The organism is Comamonas thiooxydans (assembly GCF_002157685.2).
In the GTDB taxonomy this organism is placed as follows: Bacteria; Pseudomonadota; Gammaproteobacteria; order Burkholderiales; family Burkholderiaceae_C; genus Comamonas; species Comamonas testosteroni_H.
The window spans coordinates 507494-529339 of record NZ_AP026738.1 but is presented as its reverse complement, the minus strand read 5'-3'; the positions used below and the strand labels follow the sequence as shown (position 1 = coordinate 529339).

4 protein-coding genes, 6 tRNA genes and 8 rRNA genes are annotated in these 21846 nt (G+C 53.6%); 1 reads left to right on the top strand and 17 read right to left on the bottom strand.

Annotated elements, in window-relative coordinates:
• Window positions 1-139 precede the first annotated feature (139 nt).
• From CTR2_RS02435 to CTR2_RS02370, 14 genes are all read right to left on the bottom strand, one after another.
• Window positions 140-3017, bottom strand: a 23S ribosomal RNA gene (locus CTR2_RS02435).
• Window positions 3018-3388: 371 nt separating this feature from the next.
• A tRNA-Ala gene (locus CTR2_RS02430) sits at window positions 3389-3464 on the bottom strand.
• 28 nt (window positions 3465-3492) lie between these two features.
• A tRNA-Ile gene (locus CTR2_RS02425) sits at window positions 3493-3569 on the bottom strand.
• Between the two features lie 93 nt (window positions 3570-3662).
• Window positions 3663-5195 (bottom strand): 16S ribosomal RNA (locus tag CTR2_RS02420).
• A 352-nt stretch (window positions 5196-5547) separates the two neighbouring features.
• Window positions 5548-5660: ribosomal RNA gene (gene rrf / locus CTR2_RS02415) — 5S ribosomal RNA — on the bottom strand.
• A 166-nt stretch (window positions 5661-5826) separates the two neighbouring features.
• Window positions 5827-8704, bottom strand: a 23S ribosomal RNA gene (locus CTR2_RS02410).
• A gap of 371 nt (window positions 8705-9075) precedes the next feature.
• Window positions 9076-9151 (bottom strand) — tRNA-Ala (locus CTR2_RS02405).
• Window positions 9152-9179: 28 nt separating this feature from the next.
• A tRNA-Ile gene (locus CTR2_RS02400) sits at window positions 9180-9256 on the bottom strand.
• A 93-nt stretch (window positions 9257-9349) separates the two neighbouring features.
• A 16S ribosomal RNA gene (locus CTR2_RS02395) occupies window positions 9350-10882 on the bottom strand.
• 352 nt (window positions 10883-11234) lie between these two features.
• Window positions 11235-11347 (bottom strand): 5S ribosomal RNA (gene rrf / locus CTR2_RS02390).
• A 166-nt stretch (window positions 11348-11513) separates the two neighbouring features.
• Window positions 11514-14391 (bottom strand): 23S ribosomal RNA (locus tag CTR2_RS02385).
• A 371-nt stretch (window positions 14392-14762) separates the two neighbouring features.
• Window positions 14763-14838: transfer RNA gene (locus CTR2_RS02380), tRNA-Ala, on the bottom strand.
• A gap of 28 nt (window positions 14839-14866) precedes the next feature.
• Window positions 14867-14943, bottom strand: a tRNA-Ile gene (locus CTR2_RS02375).
• Window positions 14944-15036: 93 nt separating this feature from the next.
• Window positions 15037-16569: ribosomal RNA gene (locus CTR2_RS02370) — 16S ribosomal RNA — on the bottom strand.
• The 16S, 23S and 5S rRNA genes sit together here with 6 tRNA genes alongside, the layout of an rRNA operon.
• A 469-nt stretch (window positions 16570-17038) precedes the next feature.
• On the opposite strand from CTR2_RS02370, the gene CTR2_RS02365 reads away from it, so the two are divergent.
• Complete coding sequence (locus tag CTR2_RS02365; RefSeq protein WP_087085748.1) at window positions 17039-18925, top strand: ATP-binding cassette domain-containing protein; 1887 nt, start codon at window positions 17039-17041, stop codon at window positions 18923-18925.
• A gap of 111 nt (window positions 18926-19036) precedes the next feature.
• Here CTR2_RS02365 and CTR2_RS02360 read toward each other — a convergent pair whose 3' ends face one another.
• The 3 genes from CTR2_RS02360 to CTR2_RS02350 are packed head-to-tail and all read right to left on the bottom strand — an operon-like array spanning window position 19037 to window position 21836.
• The gene (locus CTR2_RS02360) at window positions 19037-20152 is read right to left on the bottom strand and encodes a protein-glutamate methylesterase/protein-glutamine glutaminase (protein WP_217896257.1); all 1116 of its coding nucleotides are present in this window, start codon (window positions 20150-20152) and stop codon (window positions 19037-19039) included.
• A 13-nt stretch (window positions 20153-20165) separates the two neighbouring features.
• Window positions 20166-20897: a chemoreceptor glutamine deamidase CheD gene (cheD, locus tag CTR2_RS02355; RefSeq protein ID WP_087085274.1), complete on the bottom strand. Its 732-nt coding sequence runs from the start codon at window positions 20895-20897 to the stop codon at window positions 20166-20168.
• A 24-nt stretch (window positions 20898-20921) separates the two neighbouring features.
• Complete coding sequence (locus CTR2_RS02350) at window positions 20922-21836, bottom strand: CheR family methyltransferase (RefSeq protein ID WP_140401083.1); 915 nt, start codon at window positions 21834-21836, stop codon at window positions 20922-20924.
• Window positions 21837-21846 lie beyond the last annotated feature (10 nt).

The window sequence follows — 21846 nt, the reverse complement described above, 5'->3', positions numbered from 1 at the left end:
CCTCGATTAACTTCTTAATCTCGCTCACCTTCAGTCCAACGAATTCATAGAGTCTTCAATCAGCTTTTCGATTGCGCCTTTTCGGCATAACTAGAACTTACGTTCTGTCTTTTGTTTTTCCAGGCTTACCCAAAGTTATAGGGTCAAGCCGCACGGGCAATTAGTACTGGTTAGCTTAACGCATTACTGCGCTTCCACACCCAGCCTATCAACGTCGTGGTCTACAACGACCCTTCAGGGGGCTCAAGGCCCCGGCAGATCTCATCTTGAAACGAGTTTCCCGCTTAGATGCTTTCAGCGGTTATCTCTTCCACACTTAGCTACCCTGCGATGCCACTGGCGTGACAACAGGTACACCAGAGGTGTGTCCACTCCGGTCCTCTCGTACTAGGAGCAGGCTTCCTCAAATCTGCAGCGCCCACGGAAGATAGGGACCAAACTGTCTCACGACGTTTTAAACCCAGCTCACGTACCTCTTTAAATGGCGAACAGCCATACCCTTGGGACCGACTACAGCCCCAGGATGAGATGAGCCGACATCGAGGTGCCAAACACCGCCGTCGATATGAACTCTTGGGCGGTATCAGCCTGTTATCCCCAGAGTACCTTTTATCCGTTGAGCGATGGCCCTTCCATACAGAACCACCGGATCACTATGTCCTGCTTTCGCATCTGCTCGACTTGTCAGTCTCGCAGTTAAGCACGCTTATGCCATTGCACTATCGTCACGATGTCCGACCGTAACTAGCGTACCTTCGAACTCCTCCGTTACGCTTTGGGAGGAGACCGCCCCAGTCAAACTGCCTACCATGCACTGTCCCCGATCCAGATAATGGATCCAGGTTAGAACCTCAAACGCACCAGGGTGGTATTTCAACGTCGGCTCCATGCGATCTAGCGACCGCACTTCAAAGCCTCCCACCTATCCTACACAGATCCGTTCAAAGTCCAATACAAAGCTACAGTAAAGGTTCATGGGGTCTTTCCGTCTTTCCGCGGGGAGATTGCATCATCACAAACATTTCAACTTCGCTGAGTCTCAGGAGGAGACAGTGTGGCCATCGTTACGCCATTCGTGCAGGTCGGAACTTACCCGACAAGGAATTTCGCTACCTTAGGACCGTTATAGTTACGGCCGCCGTTTACTGGGACTTCAATCAAGAGCTTGCACCCCATCATTTAATCTTCCAGCACCGGGCAGGCGTCACACCCTATACGTCCACTTTCGTGTTTGCAGAGTGCTGTGTTTTTATTAAACAGTCGCAGCCACCAATTTTTTGCAACCCCTTTGAGCTCCGTTTGTACAACTTCACTTACTTGGGGTACACCTTCTCCCGAAGTTACGGTGTCAATTTGCCGAGTTCCTTCTCCTGAGTTCTCTCAAGCGCCTTAGAATACTCATCTCGCGCACCAGTGTCGGTTTGCGGTACGGTCGTCAATAGCTGAAGCTTAGTGGCTTTTCCTGGAAGCAGGGTATCACTCACTTCGTCTGCAAGCAGACTCGTTATCACCCCTCATCTAAGCCTGGCGGATTTGCCTACCAGGCACGACTACAGGCTTGAACCAACATATCCAACAGTTGGCTGAGCTAACCTTCTCCGTCCCCACATCGCACTATTGATCGGTACAGGAATATTGACCTGTTTCCCATCAGCTACGCATCTCTGCCTCGCCTTAGGGGCCGACTCACCCTACGCCGATGAACGTTGCGTAGGAAACCTTGCGCTTACGGCGAGGGGGCTTTTCACCCCCTTTAACGCTACTCATGTCAGCATTCGCACTTCTGATACCTCCAGCATCCGTTACCAGACACCTTCACAGGCTTACAGAACGCTCTCCTACCACTTGCAATAAATTGCAAATCCGCAGCTTCGGTAACTGGCTTAGCCCCGTTACATCTTCCGCGCAGGACGACTCGATCAGTGAGCTATTACGCTTTCTTTAAATGATGGCTGCTTCTAAGCCAACATCCTGACTGTTTTAGCCTTCCCACTTCGTTTCCCACTTAGCCCGTTTTAGGGACCTTAGCTGGCGGTCTGGGTTGTTTCCCTCTTGAGTCCGGACGTTAGCACCCGGTGCTCTGTCTCCCAAGCTGTACTCGTCGGTATTCGGAGTTTGCATAGGTTTGGTAAGTCGCCATGACCCCCTAGCCTAAACAGTGCTCTACCCCCGACGGTAATACTTGAGGCACTACCTAAATAGTTTTCGGAGAGAACCAGCTATTTCCAAGTTTGTTTAGCCTTTCACCCCTATCCACAGCTCATCCCCTAATTTTGCAACATTAGTGGGTTCGGACCTCCAGTACCTGTTACGGCACCTTCATCCTGGCCATGGATAGATCACTTGGTTTCGGGTCTACACCCAGCGACTAGTCGCCCTATTCGGACTCGATTTCTCTTCGCCTCCCCTATTCGGTTAAGCTTGCCACTGAATGTAAGTCGCTGACCCATTATACAAAAGGTACGCCGTCACCCCTAAGGGCTCCGACTTTTTGTAAGCATACGGTTTCAGGATCTATTTCACTCCCCTCCCGGGGTTCTTTTCGCCTTTCCCTCACGGTACTGGTTCACTATCGGTCGATGATGAGTATTTAGCCTTGGAGGATGGTCCCCCCATATTCAGACAGGGTTTCTCGTGCCCCGCCCTACTTGTCTGCAGCCTAGTACCACCGATCGGTTTTCACATACGGGACTATCACCCACTATGGTCGGCCTTTCCATGCCGTTTTGTTAACTGATCGACTATCACTGCAAGGCTCTTCCGAATTCGCTCGCCACTACTATCGGAATCTCGGTTGATGTCTTTTCCTCTGGGTACTTAGATGTTTCAGTTCTCCAGGTTCGCTTCGTGCACCTATGTATTCAGTGCACGATACCTCTTGCGAGGTGGGTTCCCCCATTCAGAAATCTCCGGATCAAAGCTTATTTGCCAGCTCCCCGAAGCTTATCGCAGGCTATCACGTCTTTCGTCGCCTATCATCGCCAAGGCATCCACCATATGCTCTTAGTCACTTGACCCTATAACTTTGGACTCTCTTAGCGAGAATCAAAGCCTGGTGTTCAAAGACTGGTGAGGTCTTGCACCTCACGCGTTATGCCGTAATGTGAATATCTTTGGCTGCATCTTTCAATGCAGCTTAGAGAATATTCGTCATTACTAGATAAATTTGCATTCGCAAAATATCTGTTTTGACGCAATCAAAATGTTGCTGGCGGCACGGTGCACAAACCTTGGTTTGCGCTTTCCACCAGCAACGCTGATTTCGACTCTATGAATTTTTAAAGAACAGCCAATTGATCGACGTTTCGATCAATACAAAAGCAGTCTTTGCAAGACTGCTTTTGTATTGGGAAGCCTTCGATTATAGCACCATTAGCGCTATCATTTTTGGTGGAGGATGACGGGATCGAACCGACGACCCCCTGCTTGCAAAGCAGGTGCTCTCCCAGCTGAGCTAATCCCCCGGGATCCTCTGACCAGATATTGGAATCTTGGTGGGTCTAGTTGGGCTCGAACCAACGACCCCTGCGTTATCAACACAGTGCTCTAACCAGCTGAGCTACAGACCCATTCCATGCAACCCGCTGTTACTCAGCAGGCCACCTGGCTTGTTCCAACAACCGATAAGTGTGGACGTTCAATTTGAAGCAGCATTTTTCCAGAAAGGAGGTGATCCAGCCGCACCTTCCGATACGGCTACCTTGTTACGACTTCACCCCAGTCACGAACCCCGCCGTGGTAAGCGCCCTCCTTACGGTTAGGCTACCTACTTCTGGCGAGACCCGCTCCCATGGTGTGACGGGCGGTGTGTACAAGACCCGGGAACGTATTCACCGTGACATTCTGATCCACGATTACTAGCGATTCCGACTTCACGCAGTCGAGTTGCAGACTGCGATCCGGACTACGACTGGCTTTATGGGATTAGCTCCCCCTCGCGGGTTGGCAACCCTTTGTACCAGCCATTGTATGACGTGTGTAGCCCCACCTATAAGGGCCATGAGGACTTGACGTCATCCCCACCTTCCTCCGGTTTGTCACCGGCAGTCCCATTAGAGTGCTCAACTGAATGTAGCAACTAATGGCAAGGGTTGCGCTCGTTGCGGGACTTAACCCAACATCTCACGACACGAGCTGACGACAGCCATGCAGCACCTGTGTGCAGGTTCTCTTTCGAGCACCAAACCATCTCTGGTAAGTTCCTGCCATGTCAAAGGTGGGTAAGGTTTTTCGCGTTGCATCGAATTAAACCACATCATCCACCGCTTGTGCGGGTCCCCGTCAATTCCTTTGAGTTTCAACCTTGCGGCCGTACTCCCCAGGCGGTCAACTTCACGCGTTAGCTTCGTTACTGAGTCAGTTAAGACCCAACAACCAGTTGACATCGTTTAGGGCGTGGACTACCAGGGTATCTAATCCTGTTTGCTCCCCACGCTTTCGTGCATGAGCGTCAGTGCAGGCCCAGGGGATTGCCTTCGCCATCGGTGTTCCTCCGCATATCTACGCATTTCACTGCTACACGCGGAATTCCATCCCCCTCTGCCGCACTCTAGCCTTGCAGTCACAATGGCAGTTCCCAGGTTGAGCCCGGGGATTTCACCACTGTCTTACAAAACCGCCTGCGCACGCTTTACGCCCAGTAATTCCGATTAACGCTTGCACCCTACGTATTACCGCGGCTGCTGGCACGTAGTTAGCCGGTGCTTATTCTTACGGTACCGTCATGACCCGGGGATATTAGCCCCAGGCTTTTCGTTCCGTACAAAAGCAGTTTACAACCCGAGGGCCTTCATCCTGCACGCGGCATTGCTGGATCAGGCTTTCGCCCATTGTCCAAAATTCCCCACTGCTGCCTCCCGTAGGAGTCTGGGCCGTGTCTCAGTCCCAGTGTGGCTGGTCGTCCTCTCAGACCAGCTACAGATCGCAGGCTTGGTAAGCCTTTACCCCACCAACTACCTAATCTGCCATCAGCCGCTCTAGTAGCACAAGGCCCGAAGGTCCCCTGCTTTCATCCGTAGATCTCATGCGGTATTAGCTACTCTTTCGAGTAGTTATCCCCCACTACTAGGCACGTTCCGATGTATTACTCACCCGTTCGCCACTCGTCAGCATCCGAAGACCTGTTACCGTTCGACTTGCATGTGTAAAGCATGCCGCCAGCGTTCAATCTGAGCCAGGATCAAACTCTATAGTTCGATCTTGAATTTAAAGTCTTTCGACTGCTCACTCACTTGACGGAATCAAGAAGAATAAATTCTTCCTCATTACTGTTTTTGTGAGCGTTTGATAACTCCGAAGAGTTTTGTTCCGAAGAACTGGCTGCTTGCCCTCAAACGCCCACGCTTATCGGCTGTATTTTTTTAAGGAACCGAGTGCAAAATCAGAAATCCTGATCTTGAATCTCGTTGCTTGCTGCGATCAGCGAAGCCTTCTATTGTAGCACTGTTTTCACAGCACTTTTAAAACGTTTTTGCGTTTTCTTCTCACCCCTCAGCACAAGGAGGGAGAAGAAAACGCCTGGCGTGAGCCAGGCGTTTTGGCGTAAGAGCCTGACGATGACCTACTTTCACACGGGAACCCGCACTATCATCGGCGCAAAGTCGTTTCACTGTCCTGTTCGGGATGGGAAGGAGTGGTACCAACTTGCTATGGTCATCAGGCATAAACTTTTTGTCAGATTGACGGCGCCTCGATTAACTTCTTAATCTCGCTCACCTTCAGTCCAACGAATTCATAGAGTCTTCAATCAGCTTTTCGATTGCGCCTTTTCGGCATAACTAGAACTTACGTTCTGTCTTTTGTTTTTCCAGGCTTACCCAAAGTTATAGGGTCAAGCCGCACGGGCAATTAGTACTGGTTAGCTTAACGCATTACTGCGCTTCCACACCCAGCCTATCAACGTCGTGGTCTACAACGACCCTTCAGGGGGCTCAAGGCCCCGGCAGATCTCATCTTGAAACGAGTTTCCCGCTTAGATGCTTTCAGCGGTTATCTCTTCCACACTTAGCTACCCTGCGATGCCACTGGCGTGACAACAGGTACACCAGAGGTGTGTCCACTCCGGTCCTCTCGTACTAGGAGCAGGCTTCCTCAAATCTGCAGCGCCCACGGAAGATAGGGACCAAACTGTCTCACGACGTTTTAAACCCAGCTCACGTACCTCTTTAAATGGCGAACAGCCATACCCTTGGGACCGACTACAGCCCCAGGATGAGATGAGCCGACATCGAGGTGCCAAACACCGCCGTCGATATGAACTCTTGGGCGGTATCAGCCTGTTATCCCCAGAGTACCTTTTATCCGTTGAGCGATGGCCCTTCCATACAGAACCACCGGATCACTATGTCCTGCTTTCGCATCTGCTCGACTTGTCAGTCTCGCAGTTAAGCACGCTTATGCCATTGCACTATCGTCACGATGTCCGACCGTAACTAGCGTACCTTCGAACTCCTCCGTTACGCTTTGGGAGGAGACCGCCCCAGTCAAACTGCCTACCATGCACTGTCCCCGATCCAGATAATGGATCCAGGTTAGAACCTCAAACGCACCAGGGTGGTATTTCAACGTCGGCTCCATGCGATCTAGCGACCGCACTTCAAAGCCTCCCACCTATCCTACACAGATCCGTTCAAAGTCCAATACAAAGCTACAGTAAAGGTTCATGGGGTCTTTCCGTCTTTCCGCGGGGAGATTGCATCATCACAAACATTTCAACTTCGCTGAGTCTCAGGAGGAGACAGTGTGGCCATCGTTACGCCATTCGTGCAGGTCGGAACTTACCCGACAAGGAATTTCGCTACCTTAGGACCGTTATAGTTACGGCCGCCGTTTACTGGGACTTCAATCAAGAGCTTGCACCCCATCATTTAATCTTCCAGCACCGGGCAGGCGTCACACCCTATACGTCCACTTTCGTGTTTGCAGAGTGCTGTGTTTTTATTAAACAGTCGCAGCCACCAATTTTTTGCAACCCCTTTGAGCTCCGTTTGTACAACTTCACTTACTTGGGGTACACCTTCTCCCGAAGTTACGGTGTCAATTTGCCGAGTTCCTTCTCCTGAGTTCTCTCAAGCGCCTTAGAATACTCATCTCGCGCACCAGTGTCGGTTTGCGGTACGGTCGTCAATAGCTGAAGCTTAGTGGCTTTTCCTGGAAGCAGGGTATCACTCACTTCGTCTGCAAGCAGACTCGTTATCACCCCTCATCTAAGCCTGGCGGATTTGCCTACCAGGCACGACTACAGGCTTGAACCAACATATCCAACAGTTGGCTGAGCTAACCTTCTCCGTCCCCACATCGCACTATTGATCGGTACAGGAATATTGACCTGTTTCCCATCAGCTACGCATCTCTGCCTCGCCTTAGGGGCCGACTCACCCTACGCCGATGAACGTTGCGTAGGAAACCTTGCGCTTACGGCGAGGGGGCTTTTCACCCCCTTTAACGCTACTCATGTCAGCATTCGCACTTCTGATACCTCCAGCATCCGTTACCAGACACCTTCACAGGCTTACAGAACGCTCTCCTACCACTTGCAATAAATTGCAAATCCGCAGCTTCGGTAACTGGCTTAGCCCCGTTACATCTTCCGCGCAGGACGACTCGATCAGTGAGCTATTACGCTTTCTTTAAATGATGGCTGCTTCTAAGCCAACATCCTGACTGTTTTAGCCTTCCCACTTCGTTTCCCACTTAGCCCGTTTTAGGGACCTTAGCTGGCGGTCTGGGTTGTTTCCCTCTTGAGTCCGGACGTTAGCACCCGGTGCTCTGTCTCCCAAGCTGTACTCGTCGGTATTCGGAGTTTGCATAGGTTTGGTAAGTCGCCATGACCCCCTAGCCTAAACAGTGCTCTACCCCCGACGGTAATACTTGAGGCACTACCTAAATAGTTTTCGGAGAGAACCAGCTATTTCCAAGTTTGTTTAGCCTTTCACCCCTATCCACAGCTCATCCCCTAATTTTGCAACATTAGTGGGTTCGGACCTCCAGTACCTGTTACGGCACCTTCATCCTGGCCATGGATAGATCACTTGGTTTCGGGTCTACACCCAGCGACTAGTCGCCCTATTCGGACTCGATTTCTCTTCGCCTCCCCTATTCGGTTAAGCTTGCCACTGAATGTAAGTCGCTGACCCATTATACAAAAGGTACGCCGTCACCCCTAAGGGCTCCGACTTTTTGTAAGCATACGGTTTCAGGATCTATTTCACTCCCCTCCCGGGGTTCTTTTCGCCTTTCCCTCACGGTACTGGTTCACTATCGGTCGATGATGAGTATTTAGCCTTGGAGGATGGTCCCCCCATATTCAGACAGGGTTTCTCGTGCCCCGCCCTACTTGTCTGCAGCCTAGTACCACCGATCGGTTTTCACATACGGGACTATCACCCACTATGGTCGGCCTTTCCATGCCGTTTTGTTAACTGATCGACTATCACTGCAAGGCTCTTCCGAATTCGCTCGCCACTACTATCGGAATCTCGGTTGATGTCTTTTCCTCTGGGTACTTAGATGTTTCAGTTCTCCAGGTTCGCTTCGTGCACCTATGTATTCAGTGCACGATACCTCTTGCGAGGTGGGTTCCCCCATTCAGAAATCTCCGGATCAAAGCTTATTTGCCAGCTCCCCGAAGCTTATCGCAGGCTATCACGTCTTTCGTCGCCTATCATCGCCAAGGCATCCACCATATGCTCTTAGTCACTTGACCCTATAACTTTGGACTCTCTTAGCGAGAATCAAAGCCTGGTGTTCAAAGACTGGTGAGGTCTTGCACCTCACGCGTTATGCCGTAATGTGAATATCTTTGGCTGCATCTTTCAATGCAGCTTAGAGAATATTCGTCATTACTAGATAAATTTGCATTCGCAAAATATCTGTTTTGACGCAATCAAAATGTTGCTGGCGGCACGGTGCACAAACCTTGGTTTGCGCTTTCCACCAGCAACGCTGATTTCGACTCTATGAATTTTTAAAGAACAGCCAATTGATCGACGTTTCGATCAATACAAAAGCAGTCTTTGCAAGACTGCTTTTGTATTGGGAAGCCTTCGATTATAGCACCATTAGCGCTATCATTTTTGGTGGAGGATGACGGGATCGAACCGACGACCCCCTGCTTGCAAAGCAGGTGCTCTCCCAGCTGAGCTAATCCCCCGGGATCCTCTGACCAGATATTGGAATCTTGGTGGGTCTAGTTGGGCTCGAACCAACGACCCCTGCGTTATCAACACAGTGCTCTAACCAGCTGAGCTACAGACCCATTCCATGCAACCCGCTGTTACTCAGCAGGCCACCTGGCTTGTTCCAACAACCGATAAGTGTGGACGTTCAATTTGAAGCAGCATTTTTCCAGAAAGGAGGTGATCCAGCCGCACCTTCCGATACGGCTACCTTGTTACGACTTCACCCCAGTCACGAACCCCGCCGTGGTAAGCGCCCTCCTTACGGTTAGGCTACCTACTTCTGGCGAGACCCGCTCCCATGGTGTGACGGGCGGTGTGTACAAGACCCGGGAACGTATTCACCGTGACATTCTGATCCACGATTACTAGCGATTCCGACTTCACGCAGTCGAGTTGCAGACTGCGATCCGGACTACGACTGGCTTTATGGGATTAGCTCCCCCTCGCGGGTTGGCAACCCTTTGTACCAGCCATTGTATGACGTGTGTAGCCCCACCTATAAGGGCCATGAGGACTTGACGTCATCCCCACCTTCCTCCGGTTTGTCACCGGCAGTCCCATTAGAGTGCTCAACTGAATGTAGCAACTAATGGCAAGGGTTGCGCTCGTTGCGGGACTTAACCCAACATCTCACGACACGAGCTGACGACAGCCATGCAGCACCTGTGTGCAGGTTCTCTTTCGAGCACCAAACCATCTCTGGTAAGTTCCTGCCATGTCAAAGGTGGGTAAGGTTTTTCGCGTTGCATCGAATTAAACCACATCATCCACCGCTTGTGCGGGTCCCCGTCAATTCCTTTGAGTTTCAACCTTGCGGCCGTACTCCCCAGGCGGTCAACTTCACGCGTTAGCTTCGTTACTGAGTCAGTTAAGACCCAACAACCAGTTGACATCGTTTAGGGCGTGGACTACCAGGGTATCTAATCCTGTTTGCTCCCCACGCTTTCGTGCATGAGCGTCAGTGCAGGCCCAGGGGATTGCCTTCGCCATCGGTGTTCCTCCGCATATCTACGCATTTCACTGCTACACGCGGAATTCCATCCCCCTCTGCCGCACTCTAGCCTTGCAGTCACAATGGCAGTTCCCAGGTTGAGCCCGGGGATTTCACCACTGTCTTACAAAACCGCCTGCGCACGCTTTACGCCCAGTAATTCCGATTAACGCTTGCACCCTACGTATTACCGCGGCTGCTGGCACGTAGTTAGCCGGTGCTTATTCTTACGGTACCGTCATGACCCGGGGATATTAGCCCCAGGCTTTTCGTTCCGTACAAAAGCAGTTTACAACCCGAGGGCCTTCATCCTGCACGCGGCATTGCTGGATCAGGCTTTCGCCCATTGTCCAAAATTCCCCACTGCTGCCTCCCGTAGGAGTCTGGGCCGTGTCTCAGTCCCAGTGTGGCTGGTCGTCCTCTCAGACCAGCTACAGATCGCAGGCTTGGTAAGCCTTTACCCCACCAACTACCTAATCTGCCATCAGCCGCTCTAGTAGCACAAGGCCCGAAGGTCCCCTGCTTTCATCCGTAGATCTCATGCGGTATTAGCTACTCTTTCGAGTAGTTATCCCCCACTACTAGGCACGTTCCGATGTATTACTCACCCGTTCGCCACTCGTCAGCATCCGAAGACCTGTTACCGTTCGACTTGCATGTGTAAAGCATGCCGCCAGCGTTCAATCTGAGCCAGGATCAAACTCTATAGTTCGATCTTGAATTTAAAGTCTTTCGACTGCTCACTCACTTGACGGAATCAAGAAGAATAAATTCTTCCTCATTACTGTTTTTGTGAGCGTTTGATAACTCCGAAGAGTTTTGTTCCGAAGAACTGGCTGCTTGCCCTCAAACGCCCACGCTTATCGGCTGTATTTTTTTAAGGAACCGAGTGCAAAATCAGAAATCCTGATCTTGAATCTCGTTGCTTGCTGCGATCAGCGAAGCCTTCTATTGTAGCACTGTTTTCACAGCACTTTTAAAACGTTTTTGCGTTTTCTTCTCACCCCTCAGCACAAGGAGGGAGAAGAAAACGCCTGGCGTGAGCCAGGCGTTTTGGCGTAAGAGCCTGACGATGACCTACTTTCACACGGGAACCCGCACTATCATCGGCGCAAAGTCGTTTCACTGTCCTGTTCGGGATGGGAAGGAGTGGTACCAACTTGCTATGGTCATCAGGCATAAACTTTTTGTCAGATTGACGGCGCCTCGATTAACTTCTTAATCTCGCTCACCTTCAGTCCAACGAATTCATAGAGTCTTCAATCAGCTTTTCGATTGCGCCTTTTCGGCATAACTAGAACTTACGTTCTGTCTTTTGTTTTTCCAGGCTTACCCAAAGTTATAGGGTCAAGCCGCACGGGCAATTAGTACTGGTTAGCTTAACGCATTACTGCGCTTCCACACCCAGCCTATCAACGTCGTGGTCTACAACGACCCTTCAGGGGGCTCAAGGCCCCGGCAGATCTCATCTTGAAACGAGTTTCCCGCTTAGATGCTTTCAGCGGTTATCTCTTCCACACTTAGCTACCCTGCGATGCCACTGGCGTGACAACAGGTACACCAGAGGTGTGTCCACTCCGGTCCTCTCGTACTAGGAGCAGGCTTCCTCAAATCTGCAGCGCCCACGGAAGATAGGGACCAAACTGTCTCACGACGTTTTAAACCCAGCTCACGTACCTCTTTAAATGGCGAACAGCCATACCCTTGGGACCGACTACAGCCCCAGGATGAGATGAGCCGACATCGAGGTGCCAAACACCGCCGTCGATATGAACTCTTGGGCGGTATCAGCCTGTTATCCCCAGAGTACCTTTTATCCGTTGAGCGATGGCCCTTCCATACAGAACCACCGGATCACTATGTCCTGCTTTCGCATCTGCTCGACTTGTCAGTCTCGCAGTTAAGCACGCTTATGCCATTGCACTATCGTCACGATGTCCGACCGTAACTAGCGTACCTTCGAACTCCTCCGTTACGCTTTGGGAGGAGACCGCCCCAGTCAAACTGCCTACCATGCACTGTCCCCGATCCAGATAATGGATCCAGGTTAGAACCTCAAACGCACCAGGGTGGTATTTCAACGTCGGCTCCATGCGATCTAGCGACCGCACTTCAAAGCCTCCCACCTATCCTACACAGATCCGTTCAAAGTCCAATACAAAGCTACAGTAAAGGTTCATGGGGTCTTTCCGTCTTTCCGCGGGGAGATTGCATCATCACAAACATTTCAACTTCGCTGAGTCTCAGGAGGAGACAGTGTGGCCATCGTTACGCCATTCGTGCAGGTCGGAACTTACCCGACAAGGAATTTCGCTACCTTAGGACCGTTATAGTTACGGCCGCCGTTTACTGGGACTTCAATCAAGAGCTTGCACCCCATCATTTAATCTTCCAGCACCGGGCAGGCGTCACACCCTATACGTCCACTTTCGTGTTTGCAGAGTGCTGTGTTTTTATTAAACAGTCGCAGCCACCAATTTTTTGCAACCCCTTTGAGCTCCGTTTGTACAACTTCACTTACTTGGGGTACACCTTCTCCCGAAGTTACGGTGTCAATTTGCCGAGTTCCTTCTCCTGAGTTCTCTCAAGCGCCTTAGAATACTCATCTCGCGCACCAGTGTCGGTTTGCGGTACGGTCGTCAATAGCTGAAGCTTAGTGGCTTTTCCTGGAAGCAGGGTATCACTCACTTCGTCTGCAAGCAGACTCGTTATCACCCCTCATCTAAGCCTGGCGGATTTGCCTACCAGGCACGACTACAGGCTTGAACCAACATATCCAACAGTTGGCTGAGCTAACCTTCTCCGTCCCCACATCGCACTATTGATCGGTACAGGAATATTGACCTGTTTCCCATCAGCTACGCATCTCTGCCTCGCCTTAGGGGCCGACTCACCCTACGCCGATGAACGTTGCGTAGGAAACCTTGCGCTTACGGCGAGGGGGCTTTTCACCCCCTTTAACGCTACTCATGTCAGCATTCGCACTTCTGATACCTCCAGCATCCGTTACCAGACACCTTCACAGGCTTACAGAACGCTCTCCTACCACTTGCAATAAATTGCAAATCCGCAGCTTCGGTAACTGGCTTAGCCCCGTTACATCTTCCGCGCAGGACGACTCGATCAGTGAGCTATTACGCTTTCTTTAAATGATGGCTGCTTCTAAGCCAACATCCTGACTGTTTTAGCCTTCCCACTTCGTTTCCCACTTAGCCCGTTTTAGGGACCTTAGCTGGCGGTCTGGGTTGTTTCCCTCTTGAGTCCGGACGTTAGCACCCGGTGCTCTGTCTCCCAAGCTGTACTCGTCGGTATTCGGAGTTTGCATAGGTTTGGTAAGTCGCCATGACCCCCTAGCCTAAACAGTGCTCTACCCCCGACGGTAATACTTGAGGCACTACCTAAATAGTTTTCGGAGAGAACCAGCTATTTCCAAGTTTGTTTAGCCTTTCACCCCTATCCACAGCTCATCCCCTAATTTTGCAACATTAGTGGGTTCGGACCTCCAGTACCTGTTACGGCACCTTCATCCTGGCCATGGATAGATCACTTGGTTTCGGGTCTACACCCAGCGACTAGTCGCCCTATTCGGACTCGATTTCTCTTCGCCTCCCCTATTCGGTTAAGCTTGCCACTGAATGTAAGTCGCTGACCCATTATACAAAAGGTACGCCGTCACCCCTAAGGGCTCCGACTTTTTGTAAGCATACGGTTTCAGGATCTATTTCACTCCCCTCCCGGGGTTCTTTTCGCCTTTCCCTCACGGTACTGGTTCACTATCGGTCGATGATGAGTATTTAGCCTTGGAGGATGGTCCCCCCATATTCAGACAGGGTTTCTCGTGCCCCGCCCTACTTGTCTGCAGCCTAGTACCACCGATCGGTTTTCACATACGGGACTATCACCCACTATGGTCGGCCTTTCCATGCCGTTTTGTTAACTGATCGACTATCACTGCAAGGCTCTTCCGAATTCGCTCGCCACTACTATCGGAATCTCGGTTGATGTCTTTTCCTCTGGGTACTTAGATGTTTCAGTTCTCCAGGTTCGCTTCGTGCACCTATGTATTCAGTGCACGATACCTCTTGCGAGGTGGGTTCCCCCATTCAGAAATCTCCGGATCAAAGCTTATTTGCCAGCTCCCCGAAGCTTATCGCAGGCTATCACGTCTTTCGTCGCCTATCATCGCCAAGGCATCCACCATATGCTCTTAGTCACTTGACCCTATAACTTTGGACTCTCTTAGCGAGAATCAAAGCCTGGTGTTCAAAGACTGGTGAGGTCTTGCACCTCACGCGTTATGCCGTAATGTGAATATCTTTGGCTGCATCTTTCAATGCAGCTTAGAGAATATTCGTCATTACTAGATAAATTTGCATTCGCAAAATATCTGTTTTGACGCAATCAAAATGTTGCTGGCGGCACGGTGCACAAACCTTGGTTTGCGCTTTCCACCAGCAACGCTGATTTCGACTCTATGAATTTTTAAAGAACAGCCAATTGATCGACGTTTCGATCAATACAAAAGCAGTCTTTGCAAGACTGCTTTTGTATTGGGAAGCCTTCGATTATAGCACCATTAGCGCTATCATTTTTGGTGGAGGATGACGGGATCGAACCGACGACCCCCTGCTTGCAAAGCAGGTGCTCTCCCAGCTGAGCTAATCCCCCGGGATCCTCTGACCAGATATTGGAATCTTGGTGGGTCTAGTTGGGCTCGAACCAACGACCCCTGCGTTATCAACACAGTGCTCTAACCAGCTGAGCTACAGACCCATTCCATGCAACCCGCTGTTACTCAGCAGGCCACCTGGCTTGTTCCAACAACCGATAAGTGTGGACGTTCAATTTGAAGCAGCATTTTTCCAGAAAGGAGGTGATCCAGCCGCACCTTCCGATACGGCTACCTTGTTACGACTTCACCCCAGTCACGAACCCCGCCGTGGTAAGCGCCCTCCTTACGGTTAGGCTACCTACTTCTGGCGAGACCCGCTCCCATGGTGTGACGGGCGGTGTGTACAAGACCCGGGAACGTATTCACCGTGACATTCTGATCCACGATTACTAGCGATTCCGACTTCACGCAGTCGAGTTGCAGACTGCGATCCGGACTACGACTGGCTTTATGGGATTAGCTCCCCCTCGCGGGTTGGCAACCCTTTGTACCAGCCATTGTATGACGTGTGTAGCCCCACCTATAAGGGCCATGAGGACTTGACGTCATCCCCACCTTCCTCCGGTTTGTCACCGGCAGTCCCATTAGAGTGCTCAACTGAATGTAGCAACTAATGGCAAGGGTTGCGCTCGTTGCGGGACTTAACCCAACATCTCACGACACGAGCTGACGACAGCCATGCAGCACCTGTGTGCAGGTTCTCTTTCGAGCACCAAACCATCTCTGGTAAGTTCCTGCCATGTCAAAGGTGGGTAAGGTTTTTCGCGTTGCATCGAATTAAACCACATCATCCACCGCTTGTGCGGGTCCCCGTCAATTCCTTTGAGTTTCAACCTTGCGGCCGTACTCCCCAGGCGGTCAACTTCACGCGTTAGCTTCGTTACTGAGTCAGTTAAGACCCAACAACCAGTTGACATCGTTTAGGGCGTGGACTACCAGGGTATCTAATCCTGTTTGCTCCCCACGCTTTCGTGCATGAGCGTCAGTGCAGGCCCAGGGGATTGCCTTCGCCATCGGTGTTCCTCCGCATATCTACGCATTTCACTGCTACACGCGGAATTCCATCCCCCTCTGCCGCACTCTAGCCTTGCAGTCACAATGGCAGTTCCCAGGTTGAGCCCGGGGATTTCACCACTGTCTTACAAAACCGCCTGCGCACGCTTTACGCCCAGTAATTCCGATTAACGCTTGCACCCTACGTATTACCGCGGCTGCTGGCACGTAGTTAGCCGGTGCTTATTCTTACGGTACCGTCATGACCCGGGGATATTAGCCCCAGGCTTTTCGTTCCGTACAAAAGCAGTTTACAACCCGAGGGCCTTCATCCTGCACGCGGCATTGCTGGATCAGGCTTTCGCCCATTGTCCAAAATTCCCCACTGCTGCCTCCCGTAGGAGTCTGGGCCGTGTCTCAGTCCCAGTGTGGCTGGTCGTCCTCTCAGACCAGCTACAGATCGCAGGCTTGGTAAGCCTTTACCCCACCAACTACCTAATCTGCCATCAGCCGCTCTAGTAGCACAAGGCCCGAAGGTCCCCTGCTTTCATCCGTAGATCTCATGCGGTATTAGCTACTCTTTCGAGTAGTTATCCCCCACTACTAGGCACGTTCCGATGTATTACTCACCCGTTCGCCACTCGTCAGCATCCGAAGACCTGTTACCGTTCGACTTGCATGTGTAAAGCATGCCGCCAGCGTTCAATCTGAGCCAGGATCAAACTCTATAGTTCGATCTTGAATTTAAAGTCTTTCGACTGCTCACTCACTTGACGGAATCAAGAAGAATAAATTCTTCCTCATTACTGTTTTTGTGAGCATTTGATAACTCCGAAGAGTTTTGTTCCGAAGAACTGGCTGCTTGCCCTCAAACGCCCACGCTTATCGGCTGTATTTTTTTAAGGAACTGAGTGCAAAATCAGAAATCCCGATCTTGAATCTCGTTGCTTGCTGCGATCAGCGAAGCCTTGTAGTGTATCACAGCTTTTTCAATCCTGGGCAAGAACTTCTGAGTTTTTGCGAGGCAGTCGTTTGCTGCGATGGATCGAACTATAGCATAGGTGAAACCCTAGCCATGCCGTTTCTGACACAAAAGATTCATCTGCCAGCGTGGTCTTTGCCTGGGCTGTGTCCAGAGCCAGAGATAGAGACAGCGGCCTTACGGCCGCTGTCTCTATGGAGGCCAACGATAATGCAGGCACGATGGCACTGATTACTTTGTTAGACGCTCAATTGGCGTTCGGGCACGTGGCCCTGCTGGACCACGCAAATTTTTCCCTGGAGACCGGCGAGCGCGTCGGCCTGATCGGCCGTAACGGCGCCGGCAAGTCTTCACTGCTCAAGATTCTGGGCGGCCTGGCAAAGGCCGATGACGGCCAGCTCCAAGTGCAGAACGGGGTCCGCATTACCTATGTGGCACAGGAGCCCGACCTGAACCCGGAGCACACCATCTTCGAGTCGGCGTCGGACGGCATTGCAGCCGTGATTGCGATTCGCGAGCGCTACCTGGCTGGCGGCGAGGGCGAGGATCTGGACGAGTTGCAGACACAGATCGAGGCTTATGACGCCTGGAACTGGGAGCAGCGCGTAGAAGAAACATTGCAGCGCCTGCATCTGGATCCGAACGCTGTGGTGGGCAGTCTGTCCGGCGGCACCCGCAAGCGCGTGGCACTGGCCCAGGCTCTGGTGGCCCGCCCCGATGTCCTGTTGCTCGACGAGCCAACCAACCACCTGGACCTGGACTCCATCGAGTGGCTGGAGGAGTTGTTGATTGCCTTCAAGGGCAGCGTGATCACGATCACCCACGACCGCAGCTTTCTGGATCGTATTGCCACCCGCATTGTGGAGCTGGATCGGGGCATTCTGCGCACCTACCCCGGCAACTTCTCCCAGTACGTGCTGCAAAAGGAAGAGCAGCTCAACCAGGAAGCCGTCATCAACGCCAAGGCGGACAAGCTGCTGGCCCAGGAAGAAGTCTGGATCCGCAAGGGCGTGGAAGCCCGCCGGACCCGCAGCCAGAGCCGCATCAGCCGTCTGCAGGAATTGCGTGCCAGCCGTGCCCAGCGCCGTGATGTGCTGGGCAGCGTGAACATGGATATCGCATCCGGCAAGGGCGACGGCTATCAGGGCAAGATCGTGGCCGAGCTGACCGATGTCAGCAAGTCCTTTGGCGAAAAGAAAATCGTCGAGAAGTTCAGCGGCACCATTTTGCGTGGCGACAAGGTCGGCTTGCTGGGCCCCAACGGCGCAGGCAAGACAACGCTGCTGAAGATGATTCTGGGCGAGCTGGCTCCGGACAGCGGCCAGGTGCGTCTGGGCGGCAATCTGCAGGTGGCCTACTTTGACCAGATGCGCCATCAGGTGAATCTGGATGCCACACTGGAGGACTTCATCAGCCCCGGCAGCGAGTGGATCGAGATCGGCAACCAGAAAAAGCACGTGAAGAGCTATCTGGCGGACTTTCTGTTCTCTCCGGCGCGTGCGCATTCCCCGGTCCGATCGCTGTCAGGCGGCGAACGCAACCGCCTGCTGCTGGCCCGTTTGTTTGCGCGACCAGCCAATGTTCTGGTGCTGGACGAGCCGACCAACGACCTGGACATCGAGACGCTGGACATGCTGGAAGACCTGCTGCAAAGCTATGACGGCACGGTCTTTCTGGTCAGCCACGACCGCACCTTCCTCGACAACGTGGTCACTAGCACGATTGCCTGGGAAGGCCCCGGCCACTGGCGTGAATACGAAGGTGGCGTGACGGACTGGATGGAGCAATCGCGCCGCAGCAAGGCCATGGCCGAAGCCGCGCAGGCCAGGTCCGCCCCCAAGGAGGAGCCCAAGCCCGTCGCAAGCCGCACCGACGCTGCGACCAGCCCCAAGAAGAAGCTCAGCTACAAGGATCAACGCGAACTGGAAGCCCTGCCGGCCACGATTGCCGCACTGGAGACCGAGCAAAAGCAGATTCAGCAAGCGCTGGCCGACGGCAGCCTGTTTGCCAGCGACAACGCCAAGGCCGTCGCCATGCACCAGCGCGACGCGGAGATCGATGAAGCACTGATGGAGGCGCTGGAGCGCTGGACCTTGCTGTCTGAATAATCAGGTCATCAAATAAGAGAGCGTCTTGTGCCTGTCAGCTCTTGATTTCAAAGCTCTAGAAGCCTGAAGTCATTACCTGACAAGCGCAAGGCGCTCTCTTTTTATGCGATCTCAGATACGGTGATGCACCTGATCCGAGCCGCCACGCAGCTTGGTCAGCAGGGCATGAGCGATCTGCGGCAGAGGCAGCACCTCGTCGGCCGCGCCATGGGCAATGGCTTCTCGGGGCATGCCGAAGACGATGCAGGTGCTCTCGTCCTGCACCAGGTTGTAGCTGCCAGCGTCGCGCATCTCGCGCATGGCGGTGGCGCCATCGGCCCCCATGCCGGTGAGCATGATGCCGTAGGCGTTGCGACCCGCGCTGGCCGCCACCGACTTGAACAGCACTTCCACCGAGGGCTTGTGACGGTTGACGGGCGGTGCATCATCGACCACGGCCACATAGTTGGCACCGCTGCGCGTAATGGAGAAATGCTTGCCGCCAGGGGCGATATAGGCGTGACCGGGCAGCAAACGCTCGCCGTGTGCGGCTTCCTTGACCGTCATCTGGCACAGGCTGTTGAGGCGCGCCGCAAAACTGGTGGTGAAGCCCGGCGGCATGTGCTGGGTGATGACGATAGCCGGGCAGTCAGCCGGCAGATGCGTGAGCACTTCACGGATCGCCTCCGTGCCACCCGTGGAAGCACCGATGGCGATGATTTTTTCGGTCGAGATGCGACCCAGCAGGCTGGGGGCGGCCGGCGCTCGGGGCGCAGCAGGCTTGGCGCCCGCACTCGCTGCCGCTGCCACACCGTGCGGCACCACCGGCAGGCGATGCACCTGGGCCACGGCAGCCACGCGGATCTTGTCCACGATCTGACTAGCCAGCTCCTGCAGGCCGTTGGCCACGCCGACGCGGGGCTTGGCCACAAAATCGATGGCCCCCAGCTCCAAGGCGCGCATGGTGACTTCGGCGCCACGCTCGGTCAGCGTAGAGATCATCACCACCGGCATGGGACGCAGGCGCATCAGACGCCCCAGGAAATCAATGCCGTCCATGCGGGGCATTTCCACATCCAGCGTGATGACGTCGGGGTTCAGATCGCGGATCATCTCGCGTGCGATCAACGGATCATTGGCCGAGCCGATGCACTCCATATCATGCTGGCGGTTGATGATCTCGGCCAGAAGACTGCGCACCAGCGCAGAGTCGTCCACCACGATCACCCGGATTTTTGGCTTTAACAACGCTCAACCTTCCTCAAAACAGGTCCACCGAGCCGCCCGCCGTATTGCGCGCAACCGCAGCCGCGCTGCCGCGGCTGATTTCCTGCTGCACCAAGGCCTCGGGATGGGCGTGGGCCAGGCGCTTGACCATGGCCTTGCCCGTGGACGGGAAAAACACCACCTTGCGCGGATAGATATCCAGCACGTCCTCGGAGACGATGGGAATGCGCTCGGTTTGCAGATACTCTGTCACAAAACTGGTGTTGCGCTCACCCACATTCATGGTCGTGAAATTGGCCATGACCTGGGCACCACCAAAGATCTTGGCCTGCATGGATTCGCGCCGCGCACCCAGCTTGAGCATCTCGTTGATCAGCAGCTCCATGGCGTACGAGCCATAGCGCCCCGACACATCGTTGCTGTCGCCGTCGGGCAGCATGAAGTGGTTCATGCCGCCGATGCGCATGAAGCGATCCCACAGGCAGGCCGCAATGCAGGAGCCCAGCACGGTGACGATGGCCATCTCGTCGCGCGAGACAAAGTACTCGCCCGGCAACACCTTGGCCGAATTGAGCTGGAAATGCGGGTCGTAGTAGAAGAACGAGGCCTCGCCCGGCTGGCGCGGCTGGCGCTTGAGCTGCTCCAGCGATGAGACCGGCGCCGGCATGGCCGGATCAGGATAGCCCTGGGGCACGAAGCTGTTGCCGCGCAGGGGTCTGGCAGCGCCAGCACCCGGCAGATCCAGCGGAGAGCTCAGATTCCTCATGACTTGCAGCCCTGCCCTTCAGCTTCATTGGCGCTCATAGACGGTCTTGCCCTTGAGCGCGAACAGATCGCGCGAGTCGCTGAAATTTTCGGCATGACCGACAAACAGCAGCCCGCCCGGACGCATCACCTGATGAATGCGCTCCAGCACGCGACGCTGGGTCGGTGCGTCGAAATAAATCATCACGTTGCGGCAGAAGACGATGTCGAAAGTCTCCCGGAACGGCCAATCGCCGGCAATCAGGTTGACGTTGAGAAAGTCCACCAAGCGGCGCAGCTCCGGCTTGACCCGCACCATGCCCGAGTTGGCCGAGCGCCCACGCAGGAAAAAGCGGTGCAGCCGCTCGGTGCTCACGCCCTTGAGGTTCTCTGCCCGGTAAACGCCGCGCGAGGCGGTCTCCAGCACGCGCGAGTCGATATCGCTGGCCATGAGCTGAAAGCTGGCCGAGGCGCCGAGACTCTCCACCGCCGTCATCAGGATGGAATAAGGCTCTTCTCCCGTGGAGGCTGCGCTGCACCATACCTTCCAGCCATTGCCGCCGGGCTTGTGGCTGCGCAGATGCTGGGCCAAGATGTCGAAGTGATGCTGCTCGCGGAAGAACGAGGTCAGATTCGTGGTCAGCGCGTTGACGAATTCCTGCCATTCAGGCCCGTCGTTGATGCTCTCAAGCCAGTCCAGATAGCTGACAAAGCTCTCGTGCCCGGTCTCGCGCAGGCGGCGCGACAGACGGCTGTAGACCATGGCGTGCTTGCCATCATGCAGGCTGATGCCGGCACGCTTGTAGATCAGGGCCTGCACACGGGCAAAGTCGCGGTTGGACCAGACGAACTCGCGCCCCTGCGCCAGCGGGCCGGACATGCCGCCCGGCAGCGCCTCATCGTCCTGCTCAAGCCTGGCAGGAGAGGCTGCGAATGAAGCGCTACGTCCCAGGTTCAGCACACGGACCTCT